This is a genomic window from Sphaerisporangium sp. NPDC004334, assembly GCF_053602655.1.
On sequence record NZ_JBSGDZ010000025.1, the window covers coordinates 47,626 to 60,735 of the forward strand.

The following is a 13,110-nucleotide window of genomic DNA, read 5'->3' on the forward strand; positions in this document are numbered from 1 at the left end:
TCCGTGCCTTTCCCGCCATTCCCCGCACGGGACGCCGGCCGGAAGGAAGGCGCGGGGCTTGCCCGGCCCCGGCACGGGTAGGGGCCTCGGCGTGCCTGAAGGTCCGAGTTCTTTCCGCAGCAGAATCCCGGTCGCCGCCCTCGCCCTGTGCGGGTGCGCCATCTCGGTCTATCTGGCGTTGTTCCAGTACGGAGTGGTGCACTCCGTATGGGACCCCATCTTCGGGGACGGCTCCCGCAAGGTGCTCACCTCCGCCGTCTCCCGCGTGCTCCCGGTGTCGGACGCGACCCTCGGCGCCGCCGCCTATCTGGTGGAGGCGGTCCTGGAACTGTCGGGCGGACGGCGGCGCTGGCACGACCGGCCCTGGATCGTGGTGCTGCTCGGCCTGACGGCCGCCGTGCTGGCCCTGACCGGCGTCGGCCTGGTGATCGCCCAGCCCATCCTCACCGGCACCTTCTGCACGCTCTGCCTCACCTCGGCCGGCATCTCCTGGCTCGTCGCCCTGCTGGTCGCACGCGAGGTCGGAGCGGCCGTGCGGCGGGTGCGGGAACTGCGCGACAGCGGGCTCCCCCTACCCGCCGCCCTGCGAGGACACGAGCCGCAGCGCTCCGCCCACTAGCGGCGGGCGGCCCGCCAGGCGAGGGCGGTGACACCGGCGGCCACCGCCAGGGCCGCGGCCAGGGTCGCGTGGTGCTGGGAGGCCCACACCTGGACGCTGCGGCTCTTGGCCCTGCGGTCGAAGGATCCGTGCGCCCCCTGATCGGTGTTCGGGGGCGCGTCCGCGGGCCGCCAGAGGTTGGGCGGCAACCGGCGGGTCACCGTGGAGGTCTGCTGGGAGGAGTAGCCCTTCCAGGCCAGATAGCGGTCCAGGACGCCGGGGACCACCGCGTTGGCGATCAGCGTCGCCGCCGTCGACCCCCCGACCCAGTACTCCCGGCGGCGCGGGTGGTCGGCGGCGTAGACGATGGCGTCGGCGGGGATCTCCGGCTGGTAGATCGGCGGCACCGGCTGCGGATGGCCGGGCAGCCGCGACAGCACCCAGTCGAACTGCGGGGTGTTGACCGCCGGCATCTGCACCATCGTGACCTTGACCTTGCTCCGGTCGTGCAGCAGTTCGCACCGCAGCGCCTCGTTGAAGCCCTGGATGGCGTGCTTGGCCCCGCAGTACACCGACTGCAGGGGGATGCCCCGGTAGGCGAGCGCCGATCCGACCTGGACGACCACTCCCCTGTTCCTGGGGAGCATCCGCTCAAGGGCGGCCCGGGTGCCGTTCACGAACCCGAGGTAGGTCACCTCGGTCGCCCGGCGGAACTCCTCCGGTGAGACCTGCGTGAACGGGGCGAAGACCGAGGAGAAGGCGACGTTCACCCAGACGTCGATCGGCCCAAGTTCACTCTCGCACCTGCCGGCCGCCGCCTCGACCTGGTCGTGGTCCGCCATGTCCGTCTCGATGGCCAGCGGCGCCCCTCCGGCCTCGCGCACATCGCGGGCGGCGCCTTCCAGTCCGTCGGCGCCGCGGGCGAGCAACGCGACCGCGTCGCCCCTGGCGGCGAAGCGGCGGGCCGTCGCCCGTCCGATGCCTCCGCTGGCGCCGGTCACCACCACGACGCGTCTTCCGTCTCGTGTCGTCATGCCGAACTTCCGCGTCCGAGTCGTCGGGTCATCCGGGGGTCATGATCAGCCCTGGGACCCCCGGCACGAGTCCCCTACCCGACCAAAGCCGATGAAGCACCACAAAAGGTGCAATCTCCAGCACAACTCCTGCCGGGCGGAAGGCAGGCCCTCGTCCGGACGCCCACCCCCGTGCCCTCGCCGAACGTACTGACGGCCGTGACCACGGGGGTCACGGCCGTCAGGCGTCGCGCCGGATCAGTCGAACGCCGCCACGGGCGTCGCCGCCGGGGTCTGGTCGCCGTCCTTGGGACCGGCGCCGGGGGCGGGCGGCCCGCTGCGCAGCGGGATCTCCTTGATCAGGGCCGACAGGACCGGCACCAGCACGGCGAAGAAGATCGCCCAGAAGAAGATGCTGGAGATGGAGGACGCCAGCGAGTCCAGGAACCCCTCGCGCACCTGGGCGGGAAGCCGGGCCAGCGACGCGGGGTCGAGCCGGCCGCCGCCGCTCTCGGCCATCCGCGCCGCCTGGGGGCCGAGCTTCTCGGTCAGGTTGGAGGTGAGCTGGTTGTTGAAGATGGCGCCGAAGAGCGACACACCGAAGGAGCCGCCGATCGAGCGGAAGAAGGTCGAGGCGCTGCTGGCCACGCCCAGGTCCTTCTGCTCGACGCTGTTCTGCGCGATCAGCATCGTGGTCTGCATCAGGCCACCCATGCCGAGGCCGAGCACGGCGATGAACAGGCCGGTCTCCCAGCGGGCGGTGTGGGCGTCCATGAGCGAGAGCAGCCACATGCCGACGACCATGACGGCGCCACCGGCGATCGGGAAGATCTTGTACTTGCCGGTCTTGGTGATCGCCTGGCCGACGAAGAGCGAGACCACCATCATGGCCGCCATCATCGGCAGGAGCAGCAGGCCGGAATTGGTCGCCGAGGCGCCCTGGACGGTCTGCTGGAACAGCGGCAGGAAGTTGATCACGCCGAACATCGCGAAGCCGAGCAGGAAGCCGATCAGCGAGATCAGCGTGAAGTTGCGGTCGCGGAACACGTGCAGCGGCATGATCGGCTCGGCGACCCGGCGCTCGACCGGGATGAACAGCGCGAGCGACACCACCGCGATGGCCACCAGGCCGAGGATCTGCCAGGAGCCCCAGTCGTACTCGTTGCCGCCCCAGGTGGTGATCAGCACCAGGGCGGTGATGCCCACCCCGAGCAGGCCCGCGCCCAGCCAGTCGATGCGGTGCTCGGTGCGGTACTTCGGCAGGTGCAGCCGGAAGACGAGCAGGATGAACGCGATGGCGCCGATGGGCAGGTTCACGTAGAAGGCCCAGCGCCAGTTGAGGTGGTCGGTGATGAACCCGCCGACCAGCGGGCCGGCGACCATCGCCAGCGACATCATGGCGGCCATGATGCCCTGGTAGCGGCCGCGCTCACGGGGCGGCACCAGGTCGCCGATGATGGCCATGGCGTTGACCATCAGGCCGCCGGCGCCGAGGCCCTGAAGGGCGCGGAAGCCGATGAGCTCCATCATGCCGTCGCCGGTGCCGCCGAACAGGTCGGACCCGGCCATGCCGCACAACGCCGAACCGACCATGAAGATCGCGATCGACGACAAGAAGATGGTCTTGCGGCCGTACAGGTCGCCGATCTTGCCCCAGATAGGGGTGGAAACGGTGGTCCCCAGGACGTACGCGGTGACCACCCATGAGAGATGGGTCAGGCCGCCGAGCTCGCCGACGATGCGCGGCATCGCCGTACCGACGATCATGTTGTCGAGCATCGCCAGGATCATCGCGAGCATCAGCCCCGGCAGGACGACCATGACCTCCCGCCGGCGGCCGGGAACTGCCTCGGCCTCGGTCTCCGTCATTCTTTGCGCCCCCTTGGTGAACGGTTACTTACTTGCCGACCGGCTAGTGACTATACTGCCCAAGGTAGAGTGCCTACTTACCGGCCGTCAAGTTAAATAGGGGACCAGGGAGCGTCTGAAGACATATGAGGCCACACACCGACACGCGGGCCCGCATCCAGGAGATCGCCTTGCAGCTCTTCACCGAGCAGGGCTATGAGGCGACCTCGCTGCGGGAGATCGCCGAGCTGCTCGGGGTGACCAAGGCGGCACTTTACTACCACTTCAAGACCAAGGACGACATAGTGGCGAGCCTTGCCGAGGACCGGCGGGCGGCCATCGAACGCCTGGTCGCCTGGGCCAAGGAGCAGCCCCGGACGATCGAGAGCCGGCGCGAGCTCATCCGGCGCTACGCCGCCGAGGTCTACAGCGGCCATCACCATGCGTTCATGCGGTTCATGGAGCGCAACCAGACGGCGCTGCGCGGCCACCCGAAGTTCGACAAGATGCGCAACCTCATGACCACCCTCAGCGGCGTCCTGTGGGACGAGGGCGCCAAGGTCGACGAGCGGCTGCGGTGCTCCATGGCGATCTTCACGCTGCACGCCGCCTGGTTCGTGCTGAAGGACGAGAAGCTCTCCGACGACGAGCGCAAGGACGCGGCGCTCGGCCTCGCCCTCGAGCTGCTGGAGTCCGCCCAGCCCTCCGCCTCCTGACACGGACGGCTCGGAGCGCCGGGCGTTCTCCCCGCGCGAACGGCTCAGGCCAGGGCGCCGTGCACGAAGACCTCGGCCAGCTCTTCGGCGCGCACCGGTTCGCGGTCACCGCCGCCCAGCCCGGGACGGGCGTACAGCATGCTCAGGTAGATGGCCGCCAGCCGCTCGGGCGGCAGGCGCAGCGAGGCGCGCTCGGGCTCGAACAGCTCGGCCACGGCGGCGATGGTCCGCGCGACGGACGCCTCCCTGCCCGTGGTCCCGGCCGGACGGTCCCGCCCCTCGACGGCGCCCGGCTCATCCCCGCCGCCGGCGGCGCCCGCCCCATCCCCCGCCCCGGCGGCATCCGCCTCACCTCTCCCCCTCCCGGCATCCGGCCCGCCTCGTCCTGTTGCGGCGACGGCCTCGCCTCCACCTCGCCGCCCGTCCCCGGCGGCGTCGCGTCCGGGACCGGGACGGCCGGCCCGGCCGGTGGCGTGCAGGGCTCCGATGACCGCTCCCATGCGGTCGAGGTGCGCCCGCAGGGCTTCGGCGGCCTCGGCCAGGCGGGCGGCGAGCGGCTGGTCGAGCGGCACCTCGGCGATCTCGCGCAGCGCATGGGCGGGATCGAGGGCCTGGAGCACGCAGGCGTCCAGTAACGCGTCCTTGTCGACGAACACCCGGAAGATGGTCGCCTCCCCGATGGCGGCCGCCCTGGCCACCTGCGCGGTGGTCACGGCGGCTCCGTGCTCGGCGACGAGCGGCAGCGCCGCCTTGACGATCATGTCGCGCCGTTGTTCCGGTGTCATCCCCGGCGCTCTGCGCCGTGTCTCTGTCATGACTCCCAAGCTACGGAGTGAGGATTCACTCCGTCAATGGGATAACACGAGCGGGCGGCACATCGCACCGGCCAACAAGTGCCGCAAGGCGGGTTAGACCAGGCATTCCTCGGTAAGTGCATGGCAGCTGGGCGATGGAGCAAGGAGGACACGTGGGCGTTTCCGGCGAGGGCCGTGCCGCCGCAGGGCCCCGGCTGAGCACACGTTCCTGGTTCACCATGACGCTGGCGATCATGGCGGTGCTGCTGGCGGTCTCGGCGGTGCTCGGCACCTGGGCGCTGAGCCGCAGCACCTCCACCTTCGACCAGATGACCACGCGTATCTCCCCCGGCCTGCTGTGGGCCGAACGCCTGCGCGGCGCCCTGCTGGACCAGGAGGCCGGCGTCCACGGCTACATCGTCAGCGGGCGGCGGGAGTTCGCCGACGGCTTCGACGAGGGCCAGGTCACCGAGCGGACGGCGGTCGCGGAGCTGCGGCGCTCGCTCGCCGGAAGCCCGCTGCTCGCCGACCTCGACGCCGTTGAGCTGCGGGCCGGCGACTGGCGCGCCGCCTACGCCCGCCCCACCATCGAGACGGTGCGCACCCGAGGGCCGGGCACGACCGACCCCGCACAGGTCGGGAACGGCAAGGCCCTGTTCGACCGCATCAAGGCCGCCATGGACGAGCAGACGGCGAACCTGACGCTGGCGCAGCGGCGGGCCACCGCCGACATCGGCCAGGCGCGCATGTGGCGCAACACGGTACTCACCGGCGTGCTGGTGATGTTCGTCATCACGCTGATCGCGGTGGCGCTCCTGCTCCGGTACGCGGTGCTGGGTCCCCTGGACCGGCTGGGCACGGCCGCGCGGCGGGTCGCGGACGGCGACTTCAGCCACGAGATCGACATCCGGGGGCCGAAGGACCTGACGACGCTGGCCTCCGACGTCGACGCGATGCGGCGGCGCATCTCCGAGGCGCTGGGGGTGTCGCGCGACGCCCAGCGGCTGCTGCAGGAGCAGGCCGACGAGCTGCGCCGCTCCAACTCCGAGCTAGAGCAGTTCGCCTACGTCGCCTCGCACGACCTGCAGGAGCCGGTGCGCAAGGTGACGGCCTTCTGCCAGCTCCTGCAGCGCCGCTACGCCGACAGGCTCGACGAGCGCGCCAATGAGTACATCGCCTTCGCGGTGGACGGCGCCAAGCGCATGCAGTCGCTGATCGCCGAGTTGCTGACCTTCTCCCGGGTGGGACGCGACGACGCCGAACGGGTGCCCGTCCCGCTGGATCGGCCGCTCGACCAGGCGCTGGCCAACCTGGAGTCGCTGACCGAGGACACCGGCGCGGTCGTGGTCAGGTCCGAGCTGCCCGAGGTCGTCGGCGACCCCGCCCTGCTCGCCATGCTGTGGCAGAACCTCATCGGCAACGCGATGAAGTTCCGCTCCCCCGCCCGCCCGCCGCAGATCCAGATCACCGCGGAGCGCGCCGGCGACATGTGGGAGGTAGCGGTGGCCGACAACGGCATCGGCGTGGAGGCACGGTTCGCCGACAAGATCTTCGTGATCTTCCAGCGGCTGCACAACCGCGGGGAGTACGAGGGCACCGGCATCGGGCTGGCCCTCTGCAAGAAGATCGTCGAGTACCACGGCGGGGAGATCCGCCTGGACGTCGAGCGCGGCGAGGGCACCCGCTTCGTCTTCACCCTGCCCGCGGTCCCTGTTCCAGGCGAGATCGCCGCGGCCCCCGGTCCGGTCGGCGTTCCCGGATCACGGTGACCCCGCCGGCCGGGACGGTCGCGGCGCCGGCGTACTCGGCCCCGTCCAGGACGCCGCTGCCCGTCACGCCAGGGACGGTCACCGGCTCGTCGGCGTGGTTGATCAGGAACAGGTGCCCGGCCCGCCGGACGACCTCCAGGGTCTCGGGCAGGTCGCGCGGCCGTTCGACCCCCGCGGCGTCCAGCGCCTCGGCCAGCGCGGGACGCGGGTCGGCGACGCCGGTGGCCAGGTACCAGGCGGCCCCGGCCCCGAGGTCGTGGCGGGTGAAGGCGGGGTGCCCGGCGTCCGGCCCTGCGGCGAACCTCGACAGCACGCGGGCCCCGGCCGGGCGGACGCGCTCGGACCAGACGCGCCCGGTCAGCTCCCACCCTGGCGTCAGGCGGACGGTCTCGTTCTCGCGCAGCGGGTGGAACTCCTCGACCGACAGGCCCAGCACGTCGCGCAGCGCCCCCGGGTACGGCCCGGCGTGGACGGCGTCGTGCTCGTCGACGATGCCGGAGAAGTAGGACACGAACAGGTGGCCGCCCGCCTCGACGTACCGGCGCAGGTTCTTGGCCCCGGCCTCGGTGAGCAGGTAGAGGCTCGGCGCCACCACGAGCCGGTATCCCGACAGGTCAGCGGCCGGGTGGACGAAGTCGACGGTCACGTGTGAGCGCCACAGCGCCTGGTAGTAGGCGTCCACCCGCTCGCGGTAGGCGAGGTCGACCGACGGGCGCCACTCCAGCTCCAGCGCCCACCACGACTGCCAGTCCCACGCGATGGCGACCTCGGCGCGCACCCGCCCGCCGCGCACGCCGCCGAGCCGGGCGAGGTCGGCGCCGAGGCCGACGACGTCGCGCCACACGTTCGAGTCGGCGCCGGCCTGCGGGACCATCGCCGAGTGGAACTTCTCGGCGCCGAACCGTGAGGCGCGCCACTGGAAGTACAGCACCGAGTCCGAGCCCCGGGCCACGTGGGCGAGGCTGTTGCGGCGCATCTCCCCGGGCCGCTTGGCGATGTTGCGCGGCTGCCAGCTCACCGCGCCGGTGGAGTGCTCCATCAGCATCCACGGTCCCCCGGCCAGCGACCGGGCGAGGTCGGCGGACATGGCCAGGTCGATGTGGTTGTCGGGCCGCTCGGCCGTCAGGTAGTGGTCGTTGGAGACGACGTCCACCTCACGGGCCCAGGCCCAGTAGTCCATCGACTTGCAGTTGGTGGTCATGAAGTTGGTGGTCACCGGGACCGACGGGGTGAGGCGCCGCAGGATGTCGCGCTGGAGGCGGAAGCAGTCCAGGTGCTCGTCGGAGGTGAAGCGCATGAAGTCCAGCCGCTGGGCCGGGTTGACCACGGTGTGGTTGGCCCGCGGGGCGTCGATCTCCTCCCAGGCGGTGTAGCGCTGGCCCCAGAAGGTGGTGCCCCAGGCGTCGTTGAGCGCGGGCAGGTCCTGGTAGGTCCGCCGAAGCCAGCGGCGGAACGCCTCGACGCTGTTGTCGCAGTAGCACTCGCCGAGCGGGGCGCCGTACTCGTTGTGGACATGCCACAGCGCGAGGGCCGGGTGCCCGGCGTAGTGCTCGGCGAGCGCGGCGGCCAGCCCGGCGGTCGCCTCGCGGTACTCGGGTGAGCTGGGGCAGGCCGACTCCCGGCCGCCCACGCCGATGCGGTGGCCCTCCCGCGTGACCGGCAGGGAGGAAGGGTGCAGGCGGGAGAACCAGGCGGGCGGGGCGGCGGTGGGCGTGCCGAGGCCGACCTGGACGCCGGAGGCGTGCAACCGGTCGACGATCTCGTCCAGCCAGCCGAACTCGTAGGCGCCCGGCGCGGGCTCCATCAGCACCCAGCCGAAGATCCCGACGTTGACCAGGTTCACCCCGGCCTCGCGCATGAGCCGCAGATCCTCGCGGCGGGTCTCCTCCGGCCACTGCTCGGGGTTGTAGTCCCCTCCGTAGGCGATGCCCCGCATCGGTCCCCCTCGATCTCTGTCTGTGAACGTGCACAGTAATCGAAGAGCGGGTCACCCGGAAGCACCGGCCGGACCGAAGTGCTGTTTAACGACCCCGTAACGGCCCTTGACGGAGCCGTATCGGTTTTCTCACTCTGTGAACGTTCACAGACATGTGGGCATCCGAATCTCGGACTTGGAGCTACGCATGGGTACACGACGGCTCTCGGCGGTGGCGGCGGTCGCGCTCGCCGCCGCGCTCACCGCGGGATGCTCCGGAGGGACGGCCGGCGAGGCCGGATCCGCCACCGCGTCGTCCGGCGCAACGGGCCGGCCGGCCCAGCCGGTCAAGCTGACCTACTGGACCTGGGTCCCGAACATGGACAAGATCGTCCAGGCCTGGAACACCGCCCACCCCGACATCCAGGTCACGGTGAGCAAGCAGGCCGGCGGGGACGACGCGGCGGCCAAGTTCCTCACCGCCGCCAAGGCCGGCAACCCGCCGGACCTGGTGCAGGCCGAGTACCAGATGCTGCCCTCCTTCGTGGCCGCCGACGCCGTGGCCGACATCAAGGCCGAGGCCGAACCCGCGAAGGCCGCGTTCGGCGACGGCCTGTGGGGGCTGGTCACCCTGGGCACCGACGCGGTCTACGCCATCCCGCAGGACAGCGGGCCCATGATGCTCTACTACCGCGAGGACCTGTTCGCCAAGTACGGCCTGAAGGTGCCCACCACCTGGGAGGAGTACGCCGAGGCGGCCCGCGCCGTGCACAAGAGGAACCCCAAGGTGCTGCTCGGCACCTTCTCCAGCAAGGACCCGGGCTCGTTCGCGGGACTGGCCCAGCAGGCGGGCGCCCAGTGGTGGTCCATCGCCGGGGAGTCCTGGAAGGTGAACATCGCCGACGAGGCCACCCTCAAGGTCGCCGACTACTGGGGCGGCCTGGTCAAGGAGGGCGTGATCGGCGACAAGCCGTACTTCACCCCCGAGTGGAACAAGGCGCTCAACGACGGCACGCTGCTCACCTGGCCGTCGGCCGTCTGGGGTCCAGGGGTGCTGTCCAGCAACGCCCCCGACGGCAAGGGCAAGTGGGCGATCGCGCCGCTGCCGCAGTGGAGCGCCGGCGAGCGGCACACCGGGTTCTGGGGCGGCTCCTCCACCGCCGTCGCCGAGAAGTCGCCCAGCAAGGCGGCGGCCGTGCGGTTCGCCACCTGGCTCAACACCGACCCGGCGGCCCTGGCATCGCTGGTGGAGCAGGGCGCGGTCTATCCGGCCGCCACCGAGGGGCAGGCGTCCCTGACCAAGGCTCCCGAGTACTTCGGCAACCAGCCCGACTTCTGGAAGACCGCCGCCGCGATCAGCGCCACCGCGCGCGGCTTCACCTTCGGGCCGGACGTCAACGTCACCTACAACGCCTTCAAGGACGCCTTCGACAAGGCCGTCCAGGACGGATCCGCGTTCTCCGGCGCGGTGCGCACGATGCAGGACGCGACCGTCGCCGACATGCGCAAGTCCGGGTTCCAGATCGCCCCATGAGCCCCCGGCGGACGGCAGGCGCCCGCACCCACCGTGCGGGCGCCGCGCCCTACCTGTTCCTGGCCCCGGCGATGGTGCTGTTCGTGCTGTTCATGGCGCTGCCCATCGCCTACACCATCTATCTCAGCCTGCACCGGACCAAGGTCTCGGGGCTCGGGCTCGGCAGGGGCGCCAAGAAGGAGATCTTCGCGGGTCTGGAGAACTACGCCTCCGCGCTGGGCGACGGCGAGCTGTGGGCCGGGTGGGCCCGCGTGCTGGTGTACGGCGCGCTGGTGCTGGTGGTGATGCTCGGGCTGGCGCTGGTCTTCGCGCTCCTGCTCGACTCGCTGCACGTCCGCTTCGCCCGCTTCTCCCGCGTCGCGATCTTCCTGCCGTACGCGGTGCCGGGGGTGGCGGCGTCGCTGCTGTGGGGCTTCCTCTATCTGCCGAGCCTCAGCCCGGTCAACGACGCGCTGTCGGCGCTCGGGGCCGAGGTGAACCTCCTCGGGGCGGGCACCGTCACCTTCTCCATGGCCAACATCGCCGTGTGGGGCGGCGTCGGGTTCAACATGCTGGTGCTGTACACGACGCTGCGGGCCGTGCCGCGCGAGTTCTACGAGGCCGCCCGCATCGACGGCGCGAGCGAGACCCAGATCGCCTTGCGGATCAAGCTGCCCATCCTGACCCCCGCCATCATCCTCACCACCGTGTTCTCGGTCATCGCCACCGTCCAGGTGTTCACCGAGCCGATGACGCTGCGCCCGCTGACCAACACCATCAGCACGACCTGGAGCCCGCTCATGAAGGTCTACCGGGACGCCTTCGTCACCGGCGACCTGTACTCGGCCGCGGCCACCGCCGTGGTCATCGCCGCCATCTCGGTGGTGCTCTCGTTCGGGTTCCTGCGCCTGGTGCGCGACCGCGCCTTCAGGGAGGGCTCATGACACCGGCCACCACCGCCGTGCCCGCCGGGAGGGGGGCCGCCGCCGGCCGGCGCCGCGGGCCGCTCGGCGCCGCGCCGACGGCCGTGCTGCTGCTCGGCGCGCTGTACTGCCTGTTCCCGGTCGGCTGGGTGGTGATCGCCGCCACCAAGTCCCCGGCCGAGCTGTTCTCCACCTCGACGCTCGCGCCGGGCACCGGCCTGCTGTCCAACCTGGCCGACCTGGCCGCCTACCGCGACGGGGTGTTCTGGCTGTGGATGCTGAACACCGTCCTGTACGCCGGCGCCGGCGCGCTGCTGTCCACCGCGGTGTCGGCCGTCTCGGGGTACGCGCTGGCGAAGTTCCGCTTCCCCGGCCGCGACCTGGCGTTCAACCTGCTGCTCGGCGGCATCCTGGTGCCCGTGGTCGTGCTGGCCGTCCCGCAGTACCTGCTGCTGTCCAAGGCCGGGCTGGCCGACACCTACTGGTCGGTGCTGCTGCCGCAGATCCTCAGCCCCTACGGCGTCTACCTGGCGCGCATCTACGCCGCCGCGGCGATCCCCGACGCGCTGCTGGAGGCCGGGCGCATCGACGGCGCCACCGAGGGGCGGCTCGCCCGCGACGTCGCCCTGCCGCTGATGTTGCCCGCGATGGTCACCATCTTCCTGTTCCAGTTCGTCGCCATCTGGAACAACTTCCTGCTGCCGTTCATCATGCTCGGCGACGACCACAGGTTCCCGATGACGGTGGGCCTGTACACGATGCTCGCCGCCGGGGCCAACCAGCCGTCCCTGTACAACCTGATCATCACGGGCACGCTGCTGTCGATCATTCCGCTGGTCGCGTTGTTCCTGACCATGCAGCGGTACTGGCGGACCGACCTGTCCAGCGGCGCCGTGAAAAACTGATGCGCGTGTCCAGAAGACGTCCCACCATCCACGACGTGGCCGCCGCGGCGGGCATCTCGCGCGGCACCGTCTCGCGCGTGCTCAACGGCGACCGGTACGTGAGCACGGCGGCCCGCGCCGCGATCGAGCGAGCCATCGCCGAGACGGGCTACGTGGTCAACCGCAACGCCCGCAGCCTGGTCACGCAGCGCACCGGTTCGGTGGCCCTGGTGCTGTCGGAGCCCCAGGAGAAGCTGTTCGAGGATCCGAACTTCAGCGTCATGCTGCGCACCGCCACCCAGCGGCTCGCGCAGCGGGACGTGTGCGTCGTGCTGATGATCGCCGGGGACGCGGGCGACCGCGAGCGGGTGGTGCGCTACCTGCGCGGCGGGCACGCCGACGGCGTCCTGTTGTTCTCCACGCACGCCGGCGACCCGCTGCTGGACGCGCTGGAGCGCTCCGGGGTGCCCGCCGTGGCCTGCGGCGCCGTCCTCGGCCGTGAGACCGTCATTCCCTATGCGGCCGCCGACGACCGCGAAGGGGCGCGGCAGATGACCCGTTACCTCGCCGGCCAGGGCCGCAGGCGCATCGCCACGATCACCGGGCCGCTCGACACGCCCGGCGGCCTGCGCCGGCTGGAGGGCTTCGCGGACGTCCTCGGCAGGCGGGCGACCAAGAAGCTCATCGCCCACGGCGACTACACCCGCCGCGGCGGCGAGCTGGCGATGGCCGAGCTGCTCGAACGCTCGCCCGCCATCGACGCGGTGTTCGTCGGGTCCGACCTGATGGCGGCCGGGGCGCTCGCCGCGTTGCGCGCCGCCGGGCGGCGGGTCCCCGAGGACGTCGCGGTCGGCGGGTTCGACGACTCGGCCGTCGCCGTGTCCACCCACCCGCCGCTGACCACGATCCGCCAGCCTCTCGAACAGGTGGCGAAGGAGACCGTCCGCCTCCTGCTGGACCTGGTGGACGGCGCCGAGAGCGTCGAACCGGTGATCCTGCCCACCGAGCTGGTGATCCGCGAGTCCGCCTGACAGCCGGGCAGGGCGCCTCGGCGAGGGCCGTCCGCGAGCGAAGGCACGGCGCCGTACGGCCTGCCGGAGCGGCGCCGGGCGGGCCGCCTCGCCGGACGTCGCGCGG

The 13,110-nt window shown here is 71.4% G+C and carries 11 protein-coding genes; 7 read left to right on the plus strand and 4 right to left on the minus strand.

Translation table 11 applies throughout. From position 1 onward, the window contains the following. Positions 1 to 91: 91 nt before the first annotated feature. Positions 92 to 619: a vitamin K epoxide reductase family protein gene (locus tag ACWEN6_RS29530; protein WP_354920743.1), complete on the plus strand. Its 528-nt coding sequence runs from the start codon at positions 92 to 94 to the stop codon at positions 617 to 619. On the opposite strand, the gene ACWEN6_RS29535 is transcribed toward ACWEN6_RS29530, so the two are convergent. Together ACWEN6_RS29535 and ACWEN6_RS29540 are read right to left on the minus strand one after the other, a co-directional pair. Further along, the gene (locus ACWEN6_RS29535) at positions 616 to 1,632 is read right to left on the minus strand and encodes an SDR family oxidoreductase (RefSeq protein WP_452574748.1); all 1,017 of its coding nucleotides are present in this window, start codon (positions 1,630 to 1,632) and stop codon (positions 616 to 618) included. The two genes, ACWEN6_RS29530 and ACWEN6_RS29535, sit on opposite strands and share 4 nt — an antisense overlap. A 237-nt stretch (positions 1,633 to 1,869) precedes the next feature. Continuing rightward, complete coding sequence (locus ACWEN6_RS29540; RefSeq protein WP_354920749.1) at positions 1,870 to 3,480, minus strand: MDR family MFS transporter; 1,611 nt, start codon at positions 3,478 to 3,480, stop codon at positions 1,870 to 1,872. Between the two features lie 125 nt (positions 3,481 to 3,605). Between ACWEN6_RS29540 and ACWEN6_RS29545 the strand changes: the two genes are divergently transcribed. Next, positions 3,606 to 4,175: a TetR/AcrR family transcriptional regulator gene (locus tag ACWEN6_RS29545; protein ID WP_354920752.1), complete on the plus strand. Its 570-nt coding sequence runs from the start codon at positions 3,606 to 3,608 to the stop codon at positions 4,173 to 4,175. A 44-nt stretch (positions 4,176 to 4,219) separates the two neighbouring features. Here ACWEN6_RS29545 and ACWEN6_RS29550 read toward each other — a convergent pair whose 3' ends face one another. After that, positions 4,220 to 4,990, minus strand: a complete 771-nt coding sequence (locus ACWEN6_RS29550; RefSeq protein WP_452574750.1) for a TetR/AcrR family transcriptional regulator — start codon at positions 4,988 to 4,990, stop codon at positions 4,220 to 4,222. A gap of 152 nt (positions 4,991 to 5,142) precedes the next feature. On the opposite strand from ACWEN6_RS29550, the gene ACWEN6_RS29555 reads away from it, so the two are divergent. After that, positions 5,143 to 6,738, plus strand: a complete 1,596-nt coding sequence (locus ACWEN6_RS29555; protein ID WP_452574752.1) for a sensor histidine kinase — start codon at positions 5,143 to 5,145, stop codon at positions 6,736 to 6,738. Here ACWEN6_RS29555 and ACWEN6_RS29560 read toward each other — a convergent pair. Beyond that, a complete protein-coding gene (locus ACWEN6_RS29560; protein WP_452574754.1) occupies positions 6,662 to 8,674 on the minus strand; it encodes a beta-galactosidase in 2,013 nt (670 codons plus the stop codon). The genes ACWEN6_RS29555 and ACWEN6_RS29560 overlap by 77 nt on opposite strands. Positions 8,675 to 8,861: 187 nt before the next feature. Between ACWEN6_RS29560 and ACWEN6_RS29565 the strand changes: the two genes are divergently transcribed. The 4 genes from ACWEN6_RS29565 to ACWEN6_RS29580 are packed head-to-tail and all read left to right on the plus strand — an operon-like array spanning position 8,862 to position 13,004. Next, positions 8,862 to 10,187 (plus strand): ABC transporter substrate-binding protein, encoded by a 1,326-nt coding sequence (locus ACWEN6_RS29565; RefSeq protein WP_452574756.1) that lies wholly within the window; start codon positions 8,862 to 8,864, stop codon positions 10,185 to 10,187. Continuing rightward, positions 10,184 to 11,110, plus strand: a complete 927-nt coding sequence (locus tag ACWEN6_RS29570; RefSeq protein ID WP_452574758.1) for a carbohydrate ABC transporter permease — start codon at positions 10,184 to 10,186, stop codon at positions 11,108 to 11,110. The genes ACWEN6_RS29565 and ACWEN6_RS29570 overlap by 4 nt, the downstream gene beginning before the upstream one ends. Further along, positions 11,107 to 11,994 (plus strand): carbohydrate ABC transporter permease, encoded by an 888-nt coding sequence (locus tag ACWEN6_RS29575; protein ID WP_452574760.1) that lies wholly within the window; start codon positions 11,107 to 11,109, stop codon positions 11,992 to 11,994. The genes ACWEN6_RS29570 and ACWEN6_RS29575 overlap by 4 nt, the downstream gene beginning before the upstream one ends. A 5-nt stretch (positions 11,995 to 11,999) precedes the next feature. Next, positions 12,000 to 13,004, plus strand: a complete 1,005-nt coding sequence (locus ACWEN6_RS29580; protein WP_354846664.1) for a LacI family DNA-binding transcriptional regulator — start codon at positions 12,000 to 12,002, stop codon at positions 13,002 to 13,004. The last annotated feature ends 106 nt before the right edge of the window (positions 13,005 to 13,110 follow it).